This window comes from Duganella sp. BJB1802, from assembly GCF_013369445.1.
Classification (GTDB): domain Bacteria; phylum Pseudomonadota; class Gammaproteobacteria; order Burkholderiales; family Burkholderiaceae_D; genus Rugamonas; species Rugamonas vulcania_A.
Genome location: NZ_JABWEF010000002.1, coordinates 242,507 through 260,875, shown reverse-complemented (window position 1 = coordinate 260,875; position 18,369 = coordinate 242,507). Strand labels below are relative to the sequence as shown.

The window sequence follows — 18,369 nt, the reverse complement described above, 5'->3', positions numbered from 1 at the left end:
CCGGACACCAGGTCCGGCTGTGATTTCGGCGGGCTGAAAGATCAGGCGGCGCGGCGGCGGCGGCCGGCCGACTTGGCTGCCTTTTTGTGACGATGCGCCGAAACCTTCATTACTTTTGGTTCCCCATCCGGGCCGGCGACGAAGCGGCGAATATTGAAGGCGTCCATCAATCGAGCCGAGTTGGCCTTGGCATTGAGCAACACCAGGGTGGCGTTCTTGCCGGCCGATTTGAAGCGCATGATCAGGCAGCGGCCGGCCTCTTCGGTGTAGCCGGTCTTCGACAAGCCGACGTCCCAACCCTTGGCGCCGACCAGGCGGTTGGTGTTGTGATACTCCACCTGGCGACCCTTGATATTGATCACGTCCTTGGTGTCGGTGGTGATGCGGCGGATGTCCGGGTAGGCCGAGGCGGCGGTTGCCATTTTGACTAGATCGGTCGCGGTGGAGCGGTTGTTGGGCGACAGGCCGGTCGGTTCCTCGATCACGGTCTGGGTCAAACCCAACGCCCGGATCTTGGCGCTGACCGCTTTCTTAAACGCTTCGGGACCGCCCGGATAGGTGCGCGCCAGCGATGCGGCGGCCCGGTTGTCTGACGACATCAGCGCCAGTTGCAGCACGTCACGACGAGCCAGTTCGGCGCCGACCGGCACCCGCGAGGTGCTGTGCTTGATCATGTCCACGTCGGTTTTATCGATGCTGATGGGCGCATCCATGTCCGGCTTGGAATCGAGCACCACCATCGCGGTCATCAGCTTGGTCAGCGAGGCGATCGGTACTTGAACGTTGGAATTTTTTTCGAGCAGCACTTTGCCGGTACCGTCTTCGACGACCAGCACCGACTGCGAGCCGAGCGGCACTGCGAGCGCGGCCGCAGTAAACGAACTCAGCAATACAGCGACAATTTTCTTGAGCATGTTAGGTAACTTCTAGGGAGAGAGGAGTGTATCGGGCGTCAGAAGTTGACGCGGCGCAAAACTAGTCTAGCTATGCGGCAATATTTCCTGAGGATAGAAGATAACATTAAAGTGGTTTCTCGTCTATTGAATGTAACTCCACGATTCTATTTATTTTGTGCTGCGGATACGTCTTAAGGTGCCTCTAAGCATTTGGGGTCAAGTCTGACATTCGGACACGGGCTCTGCCGTAGCGCTCGCTACGGCAGAGCCCATGTCCGAATGTCGGACTTGACCCCAAATTTTTTGGCCGTAAATATATGGCCTAGTTGCTGCTGACTTTGGCGATGGAGACTTCGGTGGATTTCACGAGGGCAATGACTTCGCTGCCGACTTTCAAATCCAGGTCATGAATCGAGCGCGACGTGATCACCGAGGTGACGATGCCGTGCTGGGTTTCCACGTCGACTTCCGAGACGACCGGCCCAAAGATGATTTCCTTGATCTTGCCGCGGAACTGGTTACGTACGTTAATTTCAGAAATGGCCATCGCGCTTCCTTTATCTGGTTGGTTGCTACGTGTCCAGATTACGGGCCGGCAGGCCATTTGCAAACGAATCGATTCGGATATCCTTATTTGGTCTGGTAAATCTTGTCAAACTCGCCGCCGTCGTCAAAATGCTTCTTCTGCGCCGATCTCCAGCCGCCGAAAACGTCATCCACCGTGAACAGCGTGATTTGACGGAAGTTGGCGTTGTACTTCTTGAACGCCGTCTCGGAGCGTGGGCGGAAGTAGTGTTTGGCGATGACTTCCTGCGCCTGCTCGCTGTACAGGAAGTTCAGGTAGCCCGTGGCCTGCTTGCGCACGCCGCGGCGGTCGACCACCTTGTCGACCACCGCCACCGGCGATTCCGCCAGGATCGAGATCGACGGGTAGACCACTTCGAAGTTGTTGCCGAACTCGGCGCGCACCAGGTTCACTTCGTTCTCGAACGTGACCAGAACGTCGCCGATTTCACGCTGGGTGAAGGTGGTTGTCGCGCCGCGCCCGCCTGCGTCCAGCACCGGCACGTTCTTGAAGATCTTGGTGACCAGCTCGCGCGCCTGCGCTTCCGTGCCGCCCTTTTTCAGTACCGAGCCCCAGGCCGCCAGGTAGGTGTAGCGGCCGTTGCCGGCGGTCTTGGGGTTGGGAATGACCACCTTGACGCCCGGCTTGGCCAGGTCGGCCCAGTCCTTGATCTGCTTGGGATTGCCCTTGCGTACCAGGTAAATCATGGTCGAGTAGTAGGGCGCTGCGTTGTTGGGGAACTTCTTGGCCCAGTCCTGCACCACCAGGCCTTTGTCGGCCAGCATGTCGATGTCGTTTGCCTGGTTCATCGTGACCACGGCCGCTTCCATGCCGTCGGCCACCGAACGGGCCTGCTTGGACGAGCCGCCGTGCGACTGGTTGATGCTCAGGGTTTCGCCGGTGGTCTTCTTCCAGTCGGCGACGAACAGCGGGTTGATGTCCTTGAACAGCTCGCGGGCGACGTCGTAGGACGCGTTCAACAGCACGGTTTCTGCGGCCTGGGCCTGCTGGGGCAGACCCAGCAACACGGCGGAAGCGGCCAGGAACGAGGAAATAATCACGCGGCGAGCAGGTTTTTTGGTGGTCATAATGAGCTTTCGTAATAACAGACGCCCATGGTGTAAAATTTCGCCCGGAAAAGATACGAATTTTTCGTAATATGCTTAGTAGGTATGGTTAACACGAGGTTTTCAGTAAAAACCGCATAACGATTTTTGAAAACATTCGTGGGCAAAAGCAGGGCCAGCCACTAGGCTGCATGAGTCAATCGGGTGCTCCCGCAACGGCTTTTGCTGCTTGGTGTATAGTCGGTTTCAGGCACTGAAGAAGGCGCGCGGTACAACGGCGAAGCGCTTCATTTTTGCTAATGGGAATATTTGTGAGCGTACATGAGTCTTGAAATTCGGAGTCTTGAAATTCGTATTGCTGCTTCGACAGATGCGGATGCGGCCTGCACGGTGTTGCGCCGCTCGATCACGGAGTGCTGCGATCTGGATCATAAGAACGATCCCGCCATCCTGGATGCCTGGCTGGGCAACAAAACCCCGCAGATGGTGGCCAACTGGTTTAACTCGCCGACGAATTTTTCGCTGGTCGCGCTCAGCGATGGCGTGGTCGTCGGCGTCGCGCTGCTGACCGGCGCCGGCAAGCTGGCCTTGTGCTATCTGCTGCCGGAGGCGCGCGGCCAGGGCGTCGGCAAGGCGCTGCTGGCGCGCATGGAGGAGCAGGCGTGCAGCTGGGGCGTGAAGGCGCTGCAATTGCACAGCACGGCCACCGGTCAGGAGTTTTTTGCCAGGCGCGGCTATATCGATGCGGGCAAGGTGCGCTCGCCGTATGGCGTGGAAACCGTATTCTTCTGGAAGCAGCTGGACGCCGGCGCCGAGGCCCCGGACGGCGGCAAGCGCAAGCGCTTCTGCAACTGCAACCCGGTCTAGCAGCAGATCTCCAGTTCCCACTCCTGGCGCCGCACCGGCGCCGATCCCACTTCCAAGCCATTGACAAACAGCTTCAGCTCGCCCGGCGCGAATCGGGTCCAGGCCTCGTTCGACGTCAGCGGCTGGGTCGCGATGACGGCGATGCGGTCGTCCAGATGGTTGTGCTTGCTGAAGTCGATGCTGAGGTCGCAATCGACCAGCTGCGCCACCGAGAACGGATATTCCCGCACCACCACGTGCAGGTCCGTGCTGCAATGGGCGAACAGCAGCTCGCCGTTGGACAGGATGAAGTTGAAGCTGCCGTAGGCGGCGATTTCGCCGGCCAGCGTCTCCAGCGCGCCGAACAGCACGTGGCGCGGCGGCCGCGTTTCAAAGCGCAGCGCCAGGCCGGACAGCAGGTGGCAGAAGGCGCGCTCGCTGTCGGTGTCGCCGTGCGGCGAGTACAGGCTGGGATTCGGATCGAACAGCTTCAAGTCTCCGTTGTGCGCGAAGGACCAGGTCTGGCCCCACAGCTCGCGCGTGAACGGGTGGCTGTTTTCCAGCGAGATGCGGCCCTGCGTGGCCTTGCGGATATGGGCGACCACGTTCCTGGCCTTGATCGGATGGTTGCGGATCTGCGCGGCCAGCGGCGAATGCGTCGAGGCCAGCGAATCGGTGTAGAGCTTGCAGCCGCTGGGCGTATGCAATGCGATGCCCCAGCCGTCGCGGTGCTCGCTGCCGCGCAGCGCGAAGCCGGCGAAGGAGAAGTCGACAGCGGCGGGCTTGCTGCTGCTCATGGCGAGTAGTTGGCACATGGTGTACGGGCGGAGAGTGGCGATGGCCAACGATAGCGGCGCCATGCCGCCGGTGGAACGAATGTTTTGGCATATGCATAGCTGAAAGCATTCGTTCGCCGGGGCCGCGCGCGGGCTTACGCTGTCGGTATTGTCAGCGTCCGTCGAGGAGTTCCATGTCATTTCCCATCTTGAAAAAATATCTGGCGCGCTTGTCCGACGCCAGCGGCGCGGCTTCCAGCATCTGGCTCGATCACGAGGGCAAGGCCCACGGACGCTTCTTCAACTGCACGCTCAGCAGCGCCTTCCAGCCGATTCGCCAGCTGGCGTCGGGCGAGGTGCGCGCCTACGAGGGCCTGGCGCGCAGCGTGTCGGCGCAGGACCAGGGCTTGTCGCTGTGGCGGCTGCTGGACCATGCGGCCAGCGACGACGAGTCGATCGAGCTCGATCGTTTGTGTCGCATGCTGCATGCGATTAATTTCTTCCGCCAGGCGGGCGACGGGCCGCAGGACTTGTACCTGAACGTGCATGACCGCTTGCTGAGCGCGGTCAGCAGCAATCACGGCCACGCCTTCCGCCGCATCCTCGACGCGCTGGAACTGCCGCTGCAACGCGTGGTGCTGCAATTGCCGGCGGCCTCGCCGCAGCAGGGCTGGCTGTTGAACTATGTGTCCGACAACTACCGCCGCAACGGTTTCCGGTTCGCGGTCAACGTGCCGAGCGCGCGCGAGGGCTTGCTGTTGCTGGACCGCTTGCGGCCCGATGTGCTCAAGCTCGATGCGCGCGAGCTGCAGGACAGCGAGGCGCTGCTGGCCCTGTTGAAGCGCAGCGCGCAAGACCATGTGGCGCTGGTGTTCAAGCGGCTGGAATCGACGCCGGCGTTGACCGTGCTGCGGCAGCTGGGCGAGGCAGCGGATGTGCCGTTGCTGGTGCAGGGCTATATGCTGGACGAGCCGCGCGCGGACTTGCTGTCCACGGAACGCGAGGTGGCGGCGGCCTGATGAGCCATTTCAAATATGTATCCGCCGTCATTCATGATAGCCACAATGAATTTGTTTTTTGCGCGGCGACTGCTTAAATGGAATCTCCAACACGGGGGATGTCATCATGAAAACAATCTACATCGCAGTGGTTGTGGGGGGACTTGCGTTGTCGTCGGCTTTGCAAGCGCAGCAGTCCGAAGAGACCTTGCGGGTGCCGGTTCCGGCCAATCAGGCCCGCATCGAGTTGCCCGATTCGTATGCCAAGATGTGGCCGCAGGACTACCGCGATCTTGTGGCCAACTACACGCTGTCGAACGGCCAGACGCTGTCGATCGTCAGTCGCGGCCTGAATATGTATGCCTACGTGGACCAGGGGCCGGAGCACAAGATCGTCGCCACCGGCCGCGACAACTACGTCGCGCTGGATCGCCAGCTGAAAATGGAAATCCATCTGGACGACGACAACGGCGCGCACGGCTGGTTGACGATGGTGGTGCCGGCGCGGAACCTGTCCGATGGCAGTGTCGTTCCGGAGCAGGTGATGCATCTGGCGATGCGCTAGCGGCGGGCTGCGCCTGATTTTTTTTGCCGGAAATCGGGCGCGTTCCCTTTTTCATTTCCCCCTGCATACGCTATAGTATCCATATCGTTTTTCACGGGTGGGCTATGGCATCGCGCAGAAAGTTTTTACAGCAGGGGTTGGGTGTGGCGGGAGCGAGTTTTTTATCGGTGCCGCTGATTGGATGCGCTTCCCGCGGCACGGTTCAACATAGCGCGGCCGCCGCGCCGAAACCGGCGCCGCATCCGGCCGCAAGCGGCGCCAGCGCGCCGGGCGCCGTGGCGCAGGTCAAGCCGGCCGCCAGCATGCCGCGCGCCAGCGCGCCATCCGGCTTCGGCGAACTGGCGCCGCCGCCCGATATCTTCGACGCGCAGGCATTGGACCTGGAGTTCTGGCTCAAGCCACGCACGATCGATGTGGTGCGGCCGGCTTCCGGCGAGCGCGCCAAGCTGCTGTACTGGCGCGACGGCGAGATCATCGAATCGGCCTACCAGGACTTGTGCCACTTGCTGCGCGACGTCAACGGCAAGGAAACCGCGCGCATCGATCCCAAGCTGTTCGAGACGCTGTGGGGCACGCAGGCCTTCGTGGCGCGCTACGGCATCGACACGCCGCTGGAGATCCTGTCCGGCTACCGCACCCAGGCGTCGAACCAGAAGCTGCGCGAGGCGGGCGTGCCGGCCGCGCGCCAGTCGCTGCACATCGAGGGCCGCGCCGCCGACATCCGGCTGGCCAGCCTGAATTCCGAGGTGCTGGGCGGCCTCGTGAAGAGCTTCCGCCAGGGCGGCGTCGGCTTCTATTACCGCTCCGGGCCGCGCGGCGGCTGGATCCACGCGGACACCGGCCTCAACCGCACCTGGAAGGGTTGAGCGCCTATTCGTAGAAGTACGAGTGGTAGACGGTCGGCTTCAACTCGGCCTCGCGTTCGCGGTCCACGCTTTGCGGATCGACCGGACGCTCCCAAAAAATGCGCCATCCCAGCACCTGGTCGCGTTGCACTTCGGGGTGCTGGCGCAGGTAGCTGTTCAGGAACTGCGTGAATTCGGACTCGTATTCGCGGCGTCCGGGGCCGTAGGGGTATTTATATTTCATGGCTGATGTCCTTCCATCGATTACACTGGCGGCTGCTTAAAGACTAACTCAGCAGACTAACTCAGCAGGAAAATATGCAAGACGATAACAAGCCGCGCTTCCGTCCGGTGCCGTGGAGCGGGCTGGAAACCCCGGCCGATGTGGAACTGTGGATAGCCGAGCACGACCTCAGCCTGCAGGAACATATCGCCAAGAACGAAACCGGCTATGGCGTGTGCTTCACGCTGGCCGAGGGCGGCGAGATCTATATGCAGACCACGCAGGACGGCGCTTTGATCCTGGATGTTACGCCGGAAGCGGAATGGGTGTCGCCGCTGATCATGGCCGCCGCGCGCGTCGACGAGGCGCCGCAGGGCCGGCTGTGGGTGCTGCCGGACGATAAGCTGGTACAGTTGATGATAGGCTTGAGCGGACTGATCGCCAGTTCCATCCTGGTGGTCGGCCACGATTTCGGCCTGCGCCGCCGCATGGGCGCGTGGTAGCGCCCGTCACTTACAAGGAATTTCATGCATAAACGCGATTTCACTTTCAAGCTGGCGCAAGGCGCGCTGCTGGCCCTGGCGCTGACGTCCGCAGCCTTGCCGGCGTCGGCGGCCGACCTGCTGGCCACGGTCAAGGCGCGCGGCACGCTCAAGGTGGCGATGGAGGGCACTTATCCGCCGTTCAACTACAAGGATCAGAAGAGCGGCGAACTGGCCGGCTACGACGTCGATGTGGCGCGCCTGCTGGCCGGCAAGCTGGGCGTGAAAGTGGAGTTCGTCAGCAGCGAATGGGCCGGCATCCTGGCCGGGCTGTCGGCCAATAAATACGATGTGATCATTTCGCAGGTCGGCATCAATCCCAAGCGCGAGCAGGCGTTCGATTTCTCGGCACCGTATATCTACTCGATGCCGCAGCTGATCGTGCGCAAGGACGAGAAGGCGGTCTACAAGGCGCTGGCCGACCTCAAGGGCAAGAAGCTGGGCGTGGGGCAGGGCAGCGTCTACGAGCAGCAGGCCAAGGCGGTGCCGGGCATCGAGGTGCGCAGCTACGCGGCCGCGCCGGACACCATGTCCGACCTGGCCTTCGGCCGCATCGACGCGGCGCTCAACGACAGCCTGATGTCCGCTTATTTATTGAAGATATCCAAGCTGCCGATCAAGGCCGGCGCGCAGGTGGGCGCGGTCGAGCGCATGGGCATCCCGTTCCAGAAGGGCAATCCGCAATTCAAGGAGGCGCTGAACAAGGCGCTGGCCGAGGCCGCCGCCGACGGCAGCCTGAAGGCGATCTCGCTGAAGTGGTTCGGCACCGACGTCAGCAAGGCGCCCTGAGCATGGATAGTCAGGGGCTGCTGGAGCTGCTGCGCGAGGCCGCGCCGGTCATGCTGCGCGGCGCCGGCTACACGGTGGTGTTCGCGCTGGCGTCGATGCTGGGCGGGCTGCTGATCGGCTTTCCGGTGGCGGTGATGCGCATCCTGCCGTACCGCGCGCTGCGCTGGCCGGCCGGGGTGTACGTCAGCCTGATGCGCGGCACGCCGCTGCTGGTGCAGATGTTCGTCATCTACTACGGCCTGCCCAGCGTGGGCATCGAATTCACGCCGGTGACAGCCGGCATCCTGGCGCTGAGCCTGAACGCGGGCGCCTTCCTGTCCGAGAGCCTGCGCGGCGCCATCGCGGCGGTCAGCAAGGGGCAGTGGGCGGCCAGCTACAGCCTGGGCCTGGGCTATTGGCGCACGCTGCGCTTCGTGGTGCTGCCGCAGGCGCTGCGCATCGCGGTGCCGGCCATGAGCAACACGCTGATCAGCCTGATCAAGGACACCTCGCTGGTGTCGGTCATCACCATGACCGAGCTGATGTTGTCGACCAAGGAGGTGATCGCGACCACCTTCCGGCCGCTGCCGCTGTACCTGGCCGCCGCCGGCATTTATTGGATGCTCAGTTTGCTGTTCGAGGCGCTGCAACGGCGCGCGGAACAACGCTTGAACCGCGCGCATCGCTGAGGCGTCGCCGCGCGCTCGACAGTGCGCGGCTTAAATGCTAGTCTGGATACCTACCGACGCAAAGGGGTGGTATGCAGAAGCCTACACACACTACCGAACTGCATGGCGGCCGGCAGCCGATCTCCACGGCGCGCATCGACGGGCTGACCAGCATGGCTATTGTCGACGAAGGCGCGGCCGCGCTGGCGTTCACGGCGCCGCCCGCCGCGTCCCCGCTCAGCGCCGAGCAAGCCTGCTTCAACGACGTGTACCTGCTGGCGCCGGTCGGCTATTTCGTGCTCGGCTTCGACACCACCATCCTGCAAATGAACGTGGTCGGCTCCGACCTGCTCGGCGTGCCGCGCAACAATCCGGCCAAGCTGCCGCTGCGTCAGTTCATCGCCCCGCGCTTCCACGACGATTTCGACCGTTTCGTGCGGCTGGCGCTCAACAGCGCGCACGCCGAGGAATGCTCGCTGCAGATGACGCGGGCGCGCAACCAGCAGGGCTTCCCGGTCACGCTGCGCGCCAGCGCCGACAGCAGCGGCCAGGCCATCCGCGTGGTGCTGGAGCTGGCCGAGGGCAAGCTGGCGGCGCTCGAGCGCAGCGAGGAGCGCTTCCGCCGCATCGTCCACAGCGCCGAGGAGGGCATCTGGGAAATCGACGGTTCCGCCCGCACCAGCTTTGTCAATCCGAAGATGGCGGCCATGCTGGGCTACACCATCGAGGAGATGCTGGACCAGCCGCTGGTGGCCTTCATGGACGACGAGGGCCGCGCCATCCTGGAGCGCAACATCGCGCGGCGCCAGCAGGGCGTGGCCGAGCGCCACGAGTTCAAGTTCCTGCGCAAGGACGGCAGCGAGCTGTGGGCCACGCTGGCCACCAACCCGATCTTCGACGCCGAGGGCGCCTACCTGGGCGCGCTGGCGCTGGTGAGCGACATCACCGACAGCCGCGCGACCACCGAACGCATCTGGCATCAGGCCAATTTCGACCAGCTGACGTCGCTGCCCAACCGCCACATGTTCCAGGACCGGCTGGGCCACGAGGTCAAGAAGGCGCAGCGCGAGGGCATGCAGCTGGCGCTGCTGTTCATCGACCTGGACGGCTTCAAGCAGGTCAACGACACGCTCGGCCACGCGCACGGCGACACCCTGCTGGTGGAGGCGGCGCGCCGCATCGGCGCCTGCGTGCGCGCCTCGGACACGGTGGCGCGGCTGGGCGGCGACGAGTTCACCGTGATCCTGTCCGGCATCGAGCAGACCGCCGGCATCGAGCGCATCACGCAGACCATGCTGGCGCTGCTGAACCGGCCGTTCGCGCTGGGCGCGGCCCAGCCGTCGATCTCGGCCAGCATCGGCATCGCGCTGTACCCGTCGGACGCGGTGGCGCCGGAGGACCTGCTGCGCCAGGCGGACCAGGCCATGTACGCGGCCAAGGAATCGGGCCGCAACCGCTACAGCTATTTCACGGCCGACCTGCAGCGGGCGGCGCAGGCGCGCCAGCAGGTGGCGCAGGACCTGCGCTCGGCCTTGTCGGAGCGGCAGTTCGAGCTGTACTTCCAGCCCATCGTCAACCTGCGCAGCGGCGCGATCGAGCGGGCCGAGGCGCTGCTGCGCTGGCGCCATCCGCAGCGCGGCCTGCTGGCGCCGGCCGATTTCCTGCCGCATGCGGAAGCGGGCGGGCTGATGATGGAGATCGGCGACTGGGTGTTTCGCCAGGCGGCGCTGCAGGCGCGCCGCTGGCAGGACGAGCTGGGGCCGGGTTTCCAGGTCAGCATCAACCAGTCGGCCGCGCAGTTCCGCGGCGACACCGCGCTGTACGTGGGCTGGCTCAACTATGTGGCCGAGCTGCAACTGGCGCCGCGCAGCATCGTCATTGAGATCACCGAGGGCGTGCTGATGGACGGCATCGCCAAGATCGCCGACCGGCTGCGTGAGCTGCGCGAGATGGGCGTGCAGGTGGCGCTGGACAATTTCGGCACCGGCTATTCGTCGCTGTCGCACCTCAAGCACTTCGGCATCGACCTGCTCAAGCTGGACCGCAGCTTCATCCAGCACCTGGCCAGCGACAGCGGCGACCTGGCGATGTGCGAGGCGCTGATCGTCATGGCGCACAAGCTGGGCTTGCGGGTGGTGGCGGAGGGCGTGGAGACGGCGGCCCAGAGCGCCTTGCTGGCGCTGGCCGGCTGCGATTTCGCGCAGGGCTATGTGTATGCGGAGGCGATGCCGGCCGCGCAGTTCGGCGAGCTGGCCAGGCGCGGGCTGCCGCGCGTGGCAGTAGAGTAAGGCGGGGCGCCTAGCGCAGGCTCAGCAGCGAGATCACGCGCTCGCGGCTGATGCCGGCCAGCGCCGAGGTGATCGACAGCAGCGACTGGTAGCCGGGCTGCTTGGCGGTCGAGACGAAATTCCGCGCCACCTGGTCCATGCCGTCGGTGGTGTCGCTGGGCGTGGCGTCCTGCACGCGGGCGCTCACCTGGTTGAGCGCGGTGTGCACCGAGGCGATCGCCTGTTCCACCTGCGCCAGCGCCTGCACCACTTGCTGCAGCGTGGCGCGGATGCCGTCCACGTCCGCGGTCTGCCAGTTGTCGGGATCGACGGCCGGCGCTTCGGCCTCGGCCTTCACGCGGTTCAGCTGGCCGGTCGGGAAGCGGATGCCGCCGCCCTGCACGGCGATGGTGTCGCGCACATTGGTCCACGACGATTCCGGCGTCGAGAACTCCATCTGGCCGTCCTCGTTGAGCTCGGCGCGCACGCCGCTCGGGGCCAGCGCGTCGTCGAAGCGCTGGGCGATTTCCTCGTCCGACAGGCCCGGTTCCAGCACCACCGAACGCAGGTTCTGGCCGCCGCCCAGCGAGATCGCCAGCACCTCGCGGCCGCCGGTGCGCAGGTTGCCGATGGTCATGCCGCGCACCGTGAAGCGGGTGGTGCTGGTCTTGTTGCTGAATTTGAGGCGGGCGTCCAGCGTGCCGCCGGAGGCCGTGCTGCGGCTGCGCCAGGTGTTGCTGAACTGGCGCACGCGCGCGTCCAGCGTGCCGTCGGCGCGCTGGCGGTTGGCCAGGCGCGCGCTGAGGTCGGCCTTCAGGTTGCGCAGCTGGGCCGCGCTTTGTTCCAGGAAGTCGAGCGCCTGCTGGGCGCCGGAGATGTCGCCCTGCAGCGGCTGGTCCCAGTTGTTCAGGCCGCGGCGCAGCGGGGCGGCCGAGGTCGGCGTCGGCGTGACCGGCGTGGCGGTGGCGGCGTTCTCGCCGTGCAGCCCCAGCGCGGTGCCGTCCACCGCGCTGGCATTGCTGGCGTTGCCAGGAACAATGACGCTCGGGTTGGTGTTGGGCGAAATTTGCATAGGGTGCTCGGCTCGGGATTACAGGATGTTGAACAGCGACAGGTTGCTGATCTTGGAATACGCTTTGTACGACGATTGCAAGGCCAGATTATAGCCGTTCAGTTCGGTCGCGGCCTCGCCGTAGTCCAATTGACCCAGGTCCAGGATCGCGGTCTGGTTCGACAGGCTGACGTTGGCGTGGTTGCCGTCCAGCGTCTCGAGCACGTTCTGGGCGCCGCCGAAGTCGGCGATCTTGCCGGCCACCAGGTCCAGCGTGGCGCTGGCGCCGTCCATGTTGGCGCCCAGCGCGGCCGTCAGCGAGGGCGAGCCCACCGTCAGCGTCGGCGACGACAGCTGGTCGATGGTCGTGTCCATCTGGTTGAGCAAGTCTTCCAGGCCCTTGACGTCGACGTTGGTGGTCTGCGTGATGCCGTTGCCGACCACGGTCTTCTGCTCGTTCTGGTTGCCTTCGAAGGTGTAACGGGAGCCCATCGGGGCCGTCGCATCGAACTTGATGGGCGCGGTGTTGGTCGCGGTGCCGGAGAAGATGTAGCGGCCTTCCTGGTCTTTCTCGTTGGCGCTGTAGAACAGGCTGTCGCGCAGCGAGGTCATCGGGTTGACCATCGACTTCAGGTCGGCGGCGGTGTTGCTGCCGTCCGAGGCCCAGACCAGCAGGTCGTGGGTCTGGGTGATGTCGTTGGTCATACTCTGCAGATACGTCTCGTTGGTCGACAGGCGGATCTTGACGGCCGCGATGTTGTCGCGGTACTGGCCGACGATGGCTTCCTCGCGCTCCAGGCGCGACAGGCGGACGTTGCCGACCGGGTCGTCGGACGGCAGCTGGATCCGGTCGCCGGAGGCCATCTGCGAGGTGATCTGGGCCAGGTGGCTCTGGTTGTCCTGCAGGCCGCGGTTCATGGTGGACTGGAACTGGCTGGTGGCGATACGCATGCGGGCTCTCCTTAACCGAACATTTTCATGGTGGCGTCGAACAGGGTGTTGGCCACCGCGATCACCTTCATGTTGGCTTGGTACATATTCTGGAACTCGACCAGGTTGATCGCTTCCTCGTCGGTGTTGACCGCGCTGGTCGACTTCCAGTCGTCCTCGGACTGCTGGCGGACCGTGGTGGCGGTGTTGAGCTGCGCCTGGTTCTGCCGGCTGTCGATGCCCAGCTTGCCGACCAGCTGGGTATCGGCGTCGCCCAGCAGCACGCTGCCCAGCGAGGTCAGCGTGATGGGCTGGCCCTTGATGGCGACCAGCTGTTGCAGGTTGCCGGTGTCGCCCGGCTGGCCGTCGCCGGAGAAGGCCAGGTCGGCGGTCTGGAAGCCGTCGACCACCTGCAACAGGCCGGTGGCGCTGGCGGGATTGAAGACCAGCAAGTCCGTGCCCGGCACGCCGGGGCTGGTGAAGCCGGCCTTGAGCTGGTCGTTGACCTTGGTCGACATCTGCTCGGCGATCTCGGAGATCGATTTTTGCAGCGGCTTCAGGGTGTTTTCCTGGTAGTCCGCCAGGCCGCCCAGCTGGCCGCCGACCTTGGTGTCGTCCAGCTTGAAGGTGGTGTTGGCGAAGGTCAGGTTCAGCTGCTCGACGCCGCTGCTGGTGTCGAAGGCCATGCTGGCCGACAGGTTGCCGACCACCAGCGGCTGTCCGCTCTTGAGCGAGACGCTGGCGGTGCCGTCCGGGTTGTTGACGACCTCGACGCCCACCTGCGAGGCCACGCTGTCGATCAGCTGTTCGCGCTGGTCGATCAAGGCCGAGGTGTTGGTGCCGTTGGCGCCGACCGCGATGATCCTCTGGTTCAGCGCGGCGATGCCGGCGACCGATTCATTGAGCCCCGGCAGGATGGCGGAGCGCTGCTGCTGCACCGAGATCAGCTGGTTGGCGGTGACGTTGTAGATGCTGTTGAATTGCTGCGACATGGAGTTGGCCGCGGTGATCACCTGCTGGCGCAGCGGGGTCGAGGTCGGGTCGACGCCGGCCGCGTTGAGCGCCTTGAAGAAGGTGTCGATGCCGTAGCTCAGGCTCGACTTGCTGTCGCTCATGACCTTTTCCATCTGGGTCAGGTAGGGCTGGACCTGGGTGTGCTGGCCCAGGTCGGAGGCGGCGCGCCACATCTGCTGGGACTTGTAGGAATCGCTGAAACGCAGCAGGGAGCCCACTTGCACGCCGTTGCCGGGGCTCAGGCCGGAGCCGTCGCCGGCGTTCGCCTGCAGCAGCACGCCCTGGCGGGTGTAGCCCTTGGTTTGTGCGTTGGCGATGTTCTGGCTGACCGTGTTCAGGGCAGCCTGGGCGGCCAGGGCGCCGGACAGTGCGTTGTAAGAGATGCTCATATTGCAAGGGTCTTTCCTGGTGAAGGCCGGAGGACCAGTCGCTTGCAGTGTTTAAATAGCGCTCACTGGTCCGTTAACAGTTAAGGGCGACGGTTTACCGCGCCGGATTAAGCGTTGAGGAAATATTTTGCGGTTGGGCAATATTCGACGCCGGCGCGGCGGCGCGGCCCGGCAGGCTGGCCTGCATGGTCGACGGCCCGCCGGCCGCCGGCAGCAGCTGGCGCAGGATGCAGTCGGCCACGCCGAAGGCGCGCTGGCCGGCCAGCTGGTCGGCCACCAGGTTGTCGGCCATGTCCAGCATGTCCTCGTTGATCTTGTCCTTGAACACGCTGTCCTCGGCCGCCAGCTCGCGCGTGCCGGAACGCATCTGGTGCAGCATGTGGCCGATGAAGAAGCTCTCGAACTTGACCGCCGCCTCGGTGGCCTTGGCGCGGTACTTGGGGTCGACGCCGTCGTCGACCGCCGGGGCGGCCACGGCGGGCGTTTCGCTGAGCTTGTCGGCCACGCCGATGCGCATGGTGCTGCCGTCGAATTTGCTGGGATCGAAGTTCATGGTGTTCCTTAGATGACGACCAGTTCGCCTTCGATGGCGCCGGCCTGGTCCAGCGCCTGCAGGATGGCCATGATGTCGTCCGGCGAGGCACCCAGGCTGTTGACCACGTCGATGATCGATTGCAGCTTGGCGCCGGCCGGCCACTTGAACATCTGGCCCGAGCCCTGGTCGACGCTGACCTGCGATTGCGGCGTGGCCACGGTGTTGCCCTGGGCCAGGGCGTTCGGCTGGCTGACCTTGGTCGACTCGGAGATCACCACCTTCAGCGAGCCGTGGGTGACGGCGGCCGCGCGCACGCGCAGGCCCTCGGCGATCACCACGGTGCCGGTGCGCGAATTGAACACCACCTTGGGCGAATCGTCGCCGACGTCGATCGACAGCGCCTCCAGCTTGGCCATGAAGGCCACGCGCTGGGTCGGGTTGGCCGGGGCCACCACGTCGATGCTGGTGGCGTCGGTGGTGGTGGCGATGTCGCCGAAGCGCTTGTTGATCGAGTCGACGATGTTGATCGCGGTCTGGAAGTGCGGGTGGCGCAGCGACAGGCGCACGGTGGGCTTGGTGGCGAAGTCGGTGGCGATCTCGCGCTCGATCGCCGCGCCGCTCGGGATGCGGCCGGAGGTCGGGGTGTTGACCGTGACCGAGGAGCCGCTCTTGCCGGCGGCGCTGAAGCCGCCGACCACCACGTTGCCCTGGGCCAGCGCGTAGACCTCGTTGTCGGCCGCGCGCAGCGGCGTGAGCAGCAGGGCGCCGCCGCGCAGGCTCTTGGCGTCGCCCATCGAGGACACCACCACGTCGATGTTCTGGCCCTTGCGGTAGCCGGGTGGGAACACCGCCGACACCATCACGGTGGCCACGTTCTTGGACTTGGCGTCGGTGCCGTCCGGCACCTTGACGCCGAACTGCTTGAGCATGTTGATCACCGACTGGCTGGCGAACTTGACCTGGGTCGAATCGCCGCTGCCGTTCAGGCCGACCACCAGGCCGTAGCCGACCAGCGGGTTGTCGCGCATGCCTTCGACGGCCACCAGGTTGCGCAGCACCTGCGCGGCCTGGACCGGCCCGGCGCCGCCCAAGGCGACGCAGAAGGCCAGCGGCAGGGCCAGCAGGCGGTGGAGGGAACTGAGGCGCTTGCGGAAATTCATGGGTTCACCTATCAAAGACTACGGTCGTTCAGAACGGCATCAACGGACCGTTGAAGAAGCGCGACAGCCAGCCGGCCGATTGCGTGTCGGCCAGCGTGCCCTGGGCCGAGTAGGCGATGCGGGCGTTGGCGATGCGCAGCGACGACACCTGGTTGTCGGCGTCGATGTCGGCCGCGCGCAGGTAGCCGCGCAGGCGGACGAATTCCTCGCCCTGGTTCAGGGTCAGGGTCTTCTCGCCGGACACGCGCAGCAGGCCGTTGGGCAGCACTTCCTGCACGATCACGGTGATGGCGCCGGTCAGCGCGTTCTGCTGGGTGCTGGTGGCGTCGCCGGCGAAGGTGTTGGAGGCGCCCAGGCCGATGGCGGCCTTGCCGAAGGTCTTGCCCAGCAGGTTGGGGGCGGTGATGTTGTCGGCCGAATTCTTGGAATAGCTGGTGCCGGCCTTCTTGCTGGCCTGCGTGGTTTCCTGCAGGTTGACGGTGACCACGTCGCCGACGCGGAAGGCGCGGCTGTCCGAGGTCAGCGACAGGCCCAGGTCGGGGCTGTAGACGCCGCCCGAGGTGCCTTTCGGGCCGACCACGCGCGACACGGTGGGCGGCTCGTCGGACGGGCCGGGCCGCACCGGCGGCGGCTGCAGCGCGGCGCAGCCGGTCAGCAGCGCGGCCAGCGCGCACAGCGCGCCGGCCTGGGTGGAACGGACGGCTTTCATTATCGCGCGGCCTGCGACAGGTACTGCAGCATGTTGTCGGCGGCCGACAGCACCTTGGTGTTCATCTCGTAGGTGCGCTGGGCGGCGATCATGTCGACCATCTCCTCGACCACCTGGACGTTCGAACCCTCCAGCGTGCCCTGCTTGAGCTTGCCCCACTGGGCGTCGCCCGGCTTGCCGTCGGTCGGCGTGCCGCTCGACGGCGTCTCGGCGAACAGGTTCTCGCCCAGGGCCAAGAGGCCGGTCGGGTTGATGAAGCTGGTCAGGGTCAGCTGGCCCAGCTGGCTGGCGGTGGTGTTGCCGGCCAGCGTGGCCGAGACCACGCCGTCCTCGCCGATGGTCAGCGAGGTGGCGTTGGCCGGGATGGTGATCTGCGGGATCAGCGGCAGGCCGTGGGCGTTGACCAGGATGCCGTTGGCGTCGACCTGCAGCTGGCCGGCGCGGGTGTAGGCGGTCTCGCCGTTGGGCTGGCGCACCGACAGGAAGCCGTTGCCCATCACCGCCACGTCGAGCTGGTTGCCGGTGGTTTGCAGCGAGCCCTGGCTGAACACCTTCTGGGTGCCGACCATGTGCACGCCGTTGCCCAGCTGGACGCCGGACGGCGCCAAGGTGTTGTTGTCGGCGCGCTGGGTGCCGGGCTGCTGCTCGATCGAGTAGAACAGGTCCTCGAACACCACGCGGTCGCGCTTGAAGCCGACGGTGTTGGCGTTGGCCAGGTTGTTGGCGATGGCCTGCAGTTTTTCGTCCTGCGCCTGCACGCCGGTTTTGCTGATCCACATTGCTGGATTCATGATTTCTCCCTTGGGTGTAACGTGGACCGGCTCAGCCGCCGATCAGGCGGTTACCGGTTTCGGCCATCGAATCGCTGGCCTTGAACAATTTCATCTGGATCTCGAACGTGCGGTTCAAGCTCATGGTGGCGACCATTTCCTCGACCGCCGACACATTGCTGCCCTCCAGGTGGCCGGGCTTGACCACCACGGTGGCGTCGGTGGCCAGCGGCTGGCCGCTGCGCGCCACCAGCAGGCCGGCCTCGTTCTTGGTCAGCTCCGAGGCCTCGGCCTTGACCAGCTTGAGCTTGTCGATGGTCTGCATGGTGGTGGTGCCGGGGCTCTGGATCGACACCGTGCCGTCCGCGCCCACCGCGATCTTGCTGTACTGGGGCAGGGTGATCGGGCCGCCTTCGCCCAGCACCACGTTGCCGTTGATCTTCAGCGTGCCGGTCTCGTCGAGCGTCATCGCGCCGGCGCGGGTGTAGGCCTCGCCGGTCGGGCCCTGCACCGCCAGGAAGCCGTCGCCGGAGATGGCGACGTCCAGCTCGCGGCCGGTGGCCTTGAGCGTGCCCTGGCGGGTCGAGACCGCGTTGGCCTGCAGCTGCGACATGTGGCGGTCGTCGTAGCCGTAGCCGTTGACGGTCTGCGCCGACGACAGCTCCATATTGGCGCGGAAGCCGCCGGTTTCGATGTTGGCCAGGTTGTTGGCGTGTACCTGCTGGCCGCGCAGGGCCCGCTCGGCCCCGCTCATGGCGGTGTAGATCAGCGCATCCATGGGTCGG

General features: G+C 65.1%; 21 protein-coding genes. 8 read left to right on the top strand and 13 right to left on the bottom strand.

The window, feature by feature from the left end; all coding sequences use genetic code 11:
• Window positions 1-41: 41 nt before the first annotated feature.
• From HUX88_RS04350 to HUX88_RS04340, 3 genes are all read right to left on the bottom strand, one after another.
• Window positions 42-914 carry a serine hydrolase gene (locus tag HUX88_RS04350; protein ID WP_176360949.1) on the bottom strand — a complete coding sequence of 291 codons (873 nt, stop codon included), beginning with the start codon at window positions 912-914 and terminating at the stop codon, window positions 42-44.
• 304 nt (window positions 915-1,218) lie between these two features.
• Window positions 1,219-1,443: a molybdopterin-binding protein gene (locus HUX88_RS04345; protein ID WP_117011445.1), complete on the bottom strand. Its 225-nt coding sequence runs from the start codon at window positions 1,441-1,443 to the stop codon at window positions 1,219-1,221.
• Window positions 1,444-1,526: 83 nt separating this feature from the next.
• Window positions 1,527-2,549 (bottom strand): sulfate ABC transporter substrate-binding protein, encoded by a 1,023-nt coding sequence (locus HUX88_RS04340; RefSeq protein ID WP_176360948.1) that lies wholly within the window; start codon window positions 2,547-2,549, stop codon window positions 1,527-1,529.
• Window positions 2,550-2,849: 300 nt separating this feature from the next.
• Here HUX88_RS04340 and HUX88_RS04335 point away from each other — a divergent pair, with 300 nt between their 5' ends.
• Window positions 2,850-3,395: a GNAT family N-acetyltransferase gene (locus HUX88_RS04335; RefSeq protein WP_176360947.1), complete on the top strand. Its 546-nt coding sequence runs from the start codon at window positions 2,850-2,852 to the stop codon at window positions 3,393-3,395.
• Here the strand turns inward: HUX88_RS04335 and HUX88_RS04330 are convergent.
• Window positions 3,392-4,189, bottom strand: a complete 798-nt coding sequence (locus HUX88_RS04330) for a class II glutamine amidotransferase (RefSeq protein WP_117011513.1) — start codon at window positions 4,187-4,189, stop codon at window positions 3,392-3,394. The genes HUX88_RS04335 and HUX88_RS04330 overlap by 4 nt on opposite strands.
• A gap of 155 nt (window positions 4,190-4,344) precedes the next feature.
• On the opposite strand from HUX88_RS04330, the gene HUX88_RS04325 reads away from it, so the two are divergent.
• The 3 genes from HUX88_RS04325 to HUX88_RS04315 all read left to right on the top strand — a co-directional run bounded on the left by HUX88_RS04325 (window position 4,345) and on the right by HUX88_RS04315 (window position 6,579).
• A complete protein-coding gene (locus HUX88_RS04325; protein ID WP_176360946.1) occupies window positions 4,345-5,169 on the top strand; it encodes an EAL domain-containing protein in 825 nt (274 codons plus the stop codon).
• 106 nt (window positions 5,170-5,275) lie between these two features.
• Complete coding sequence (locus HUX88_RS04320; RefSeq protein WP_147330566.1) at window positions 5,276-5,713, top strand: hypothetical protein; 438 nt, start codon at window positions 5,276-5,278, stop codon at window positions 5,711-5,713.
• Between the two features lie 167 nt (window positions 5,714-5,880).
• The gene (locus HUX88_RS04315; protein ID WP_229213481.1) at window positions 5,881-6,579 is read left to right on the top strand and encodes a DUF882 domain-containing protein; all 699 of its coding nucleotides are present in this window, start codon (window positions 5,881-5,883) and stop codon (window positions 6,577-6,579) included.
• A 4-nt stretch (window positions 6,580-6,583) separates the two neighbouring features.
• On the opposite strand, the gene HUX88_RS04310 is transcribed toward HUX88_RS04315, so the two are convergent.
• Complete coding sequence (locus HUX88_RS04310; RefSeq protein WP_176360945.1) at window positions 6,584-6,802, bottom strand: DUF3460 family protein; 219 nt, start codon at window positions 6,800-6,802, stop codon at window positions 6,584-6,586.
• Between the two features lie 74 nt (window positions 6,803-6,876).
• Between HUX88_RS04310 and HUX88_RS04305 the strand changes: the two genes are divergently transcribed.
• The 4 genes from HUX88_RS04305 (at window position 6,877) to HUX88_RS04290 (ending at window position 11,047) form a co-directional block, all read left to right on the top strand.
• Complete coding sequence (locus HUX88_RS04305; protein ID WP_176360944.1) at window positions 6,877-7,284, top strand: hypothetical protein; 408 nt, start codon at window positions 6,877-6,879, stop codon at window positions 7,282-7,284.
• Between the two features lie 24 nt (window positions 7,285-7,308).
• Window positions 7,309-8,112 (top strand): transporter substrate-binding domain-containing protein, encoded by an 804-nt coding sequence (locus tag HUX88_RS04300; RefSeq protein WP_176360943.1) that lies wholly within the window; start codon window positions 7,309-7,311, stop codon window positions 8,110-8,112.
• Between the two features lie 2 nt (window positions 8,113-8,114).
• Window positions 8,115-8,780, top strand: a complete 666-nt coding sequence (locus tag HUX88_RS04295) for an amino acid ABC transporter permease (protein WP_117011437.1) — start codon at window positions 8,115-8,117, stop codon at window positions 8,778-8,780.
• Between the two features lie 71 nt (window positions 8,781-8,851).
• Window positions 8,852-11,047 (top strand): bifunctional diguanylate cyclase/phosphodiesterase, encoded by a 2,196-nt coding sequence (locus tag HUX88_RS04290; protein ID WP_176360942.1) that lies wholly within the window; start codon window positions 8,852-8,854, stop codon window positions 11,045-11,047.
• 10 nt (window positions 11,048-11,057) lie between these two features.
• Here HUX88_RS04290 and HUX88_RS04285 read toward each other — a convergent pair whose 3' ends face one another.
• The 8 genes from HUX88_RS04285 to flgF form a co-directional block, all read right to left on the bottom strand.
• Window positions 11,058-12,098: a hypothetical protein gene (locus tag HUX88_RS04285; protein ID WP_176360941.1), complete on the bottom strand. Its 1,041-nt coding sequence runs from the start codon at window positions 12,096-12,098 to the stop codon at window positions 11,058-11,060.
• Window positions 12,099-12,116: 18 nt separating this feature from the next.
• Complete coding sequence (gene flgL, locus HUX88_RS04280; protein WP_117011434.1) at window positions 12,117-13,028, bottom strand: flagellar hook-associated protein FlgL; 912 nt, start codon at window positions 13,026-13,028, stop codon at window positions 12,117-12,119.
• Between the two features lie 11 nt (window positions 13,029-13,039).
• Window positions 13,040-14,410, bottom strand: coding sequence for a flagellar hook-associated protein FlgK (gene flgK, locus HUX88_RS04275; RefSeq protein ID WP_117011433.1), 1,371 nt, complete (start codon window positions 14,408-14,410; stop codon window positions 13,040-13,042).
• Between the two features lie 94 nt (window positions 14,411-14,504).
• On the bottom strand, window positions 14,505-14,963 hold the full coding sequence (locus HUX88_RS04270; RefSeq protein ID WP_176360940.1) for a hypothetical protein: 459 nt from the start codon (window positions 14,961-14,963) through the stop codon (window positions 14,505-14,507).
• Window positions 14,964-14,971: 8 nt separating this feature from the next.
• Entirely contained in the window at window positions 14,972-16,105 is a 1,134-nt protein-coding gene (locus HUX88_RS04265) for a flagellar basal body P-ring protein FlgI (RefSeq protein WP_117011431.1), read from the bottom strand.
• Window positions 16,106-16,133: 28 nt separating this feature from the next.
• Window positions 16,134-16,814: a flagellar basal body L-ring protein FlgH gene (gene flgH, locus HUX88_RS04260; protein WP_176360939.1), complete on the bottom strand. Its 681-nt coding sequence runs from the start codon at window positions 16,812-16,814 to the stop codon at window positions 16,134-16,136.
• The gene (gene flgG / locus HUX88_RS04255; protein ID WP_175041667.1) at window positions 16,814-17,605 is read right to left on the bottom strand and encodes a flagellar basal-body rod protein FlgG; all 792 of its coding nucleotides are present in this window, start codon (window positions 17,603-17,605) and stop codon (window positions 16,814-16,816) included. The genes flgH and flgG overlap by 1 nt, the downstream gene beginning before the upstream one ends.
• Before the next feature lie 31 nt (window positions 17,606-17,636).
• Window positions 17,637-18,362, bottom strand: a complete 726-nt coding sequence (gene flgF / locus HUX88_RS04250) for a flagellar basal-body rod protein FlgF (protein WP_117011428.1) — start codon at window positions 18,360-18,362, stop codon at window positions 17,637-17,639.
• Window positions 18,363-18,369 lie beyond the last annotated feature (7 nt).

Bases quoted from the DNA above. Each gene is read 5' to 3' on its own strand.
- HUX88_RS04335 (WP_176360947.1), top strand. From the start codon at position 2,850: ATGAGTCTTGAAATTCGGAGTCTTGAAATTCGTATTGCTGCTTCGACA.
- HUX88_RS04270 (WP_176360940.1), bottom strand. From the start codon at position 14,963: ATGAACTTCGATCCCAGCAAATTCGACGGCAGCACCATGCGCATCGGC.
- HUX88_RS04345 (WP_117011445.1), bottom strand. From the start codon at position 1,443: ATGGCCATTTCTGAAATTAACGTACGTAACCAGTTCCGCGGCAAGATC.
- HUX88_RS04325 (WP_176360946.1), top strand. From the start codon at position 4,345: ATGTCATTTCCCATCTTGAAAAAATATCTGGCGCGCTTGTCCGACGCC.
- HUX88_RS04300 (WP_176360943.1), top strand. From the start codon at position 7,309: ATGCATAAACGCGATTTCACTTTCAAGCTGGCGCAAGGCGCGCTGCTG.
- flgH (WP_176360939.1), bottom strand. From the start codon at position 16,814: ATGAAAGCCGTCCGTTCCACCCAGGCCGGCGCGCTGTGCGCGCTGGCC.
- HUX88_RS04330 (WP_117011513.1), bottom strand. From the start codon at position 4,189: ATGTGCCAACTACTCGCCATGAGCAGCAGCAAGCCCGCCGCTGTCGAC.
- HUX88_RS04285 (WP_176360941.1), bottom strand. From the start codon at position 12,098: ATGCAAATTTCGCCCAACACCAACCCGAGCGTCATTGTTCCTGGCAAC.
- HUX88_RS04265 (WP_117011431.1), bottom strand. From the start codon at position 16,105: ATGAATTTCCGCAAGCGCCTCAGTTCCCTCCACCGCCTGCTGGCCCTG.
- HUX88_RS04320 (WP_147330566.1), top strand. From the start codon at position 5,276: ATGAAAACAATCTACATCGCAGTGGTTGTGGGGGGACTTGCGTTGTCG.
- flgG (WP_175041667.1), bottom strand. From the start codon at position 17,605: ATGAATCCAGCAATGTGGATCAGCAAAACCGGCGTGCAGGCGCAGGAC.
- HUX88_RS04305 (WP_176360944.1), top strand. From the start codon at position 6,877: ATGCAAGACGATAACAAGCCGCGCTTCCGTCCGGTGCCGTGGAGCGGG.
- HUX88_RS04290 (WP_176360942.1), top strand. From the start codon at position 8,852: ATGCAGAAGCCTACACACACTACCGAACTGCATGGCGGCCGGCAGCCG.
- HUX88_RS04295 (WP_117011437.1), top strand. From the start codon at position 8,115: ATGGATAGTCAGGGGCTGCTGGAGCTGCTGCGCGAGGCCGCGCCGGTC.
- flgK (WP_117011433.1), bottom strand. From the start codon at position 14,410: ATGAGCATCTCTTACAACGCACTGTCCGGCGCCCTGGCCGCCCAGGCT.
- HUX88_RS04350 (WP_176360949.1), bottom strand. From the start codon at position 914: ATGCTCAAGAAAATTGTCGCTGTATTGCTGAGTTCGTTTACTGCGGCC.
- flgF (WP_117011428.1), bottom strand. From the start codon at position 18,362: ATGGATGCGCTGATCTACACCGCCATGAGCGGGGCCGAGCGGGCCCTG.
- HUX88_RS04340 (WP_176360948.1), bottom strand. From the start codon at position 2,549: ATGACCACCAAAAAACCTGCTCGCCGCGTGATTATTTCCTCGTTCCTG.
- flgL (WP_117011434.1), bottom strand. From the start codon at position 13,028: ATGCGTATCGCCACCAGCCAGTTCCAGTCCACCATGAACCGCGGCCTG.
- HUX88_RS04310 (WP_176360945.1), bottom strand. From the start codon at position 6,802: ATGAAATATAAATACCCCTACGGCCCCGGACGCCGCGAATACGAGTCC.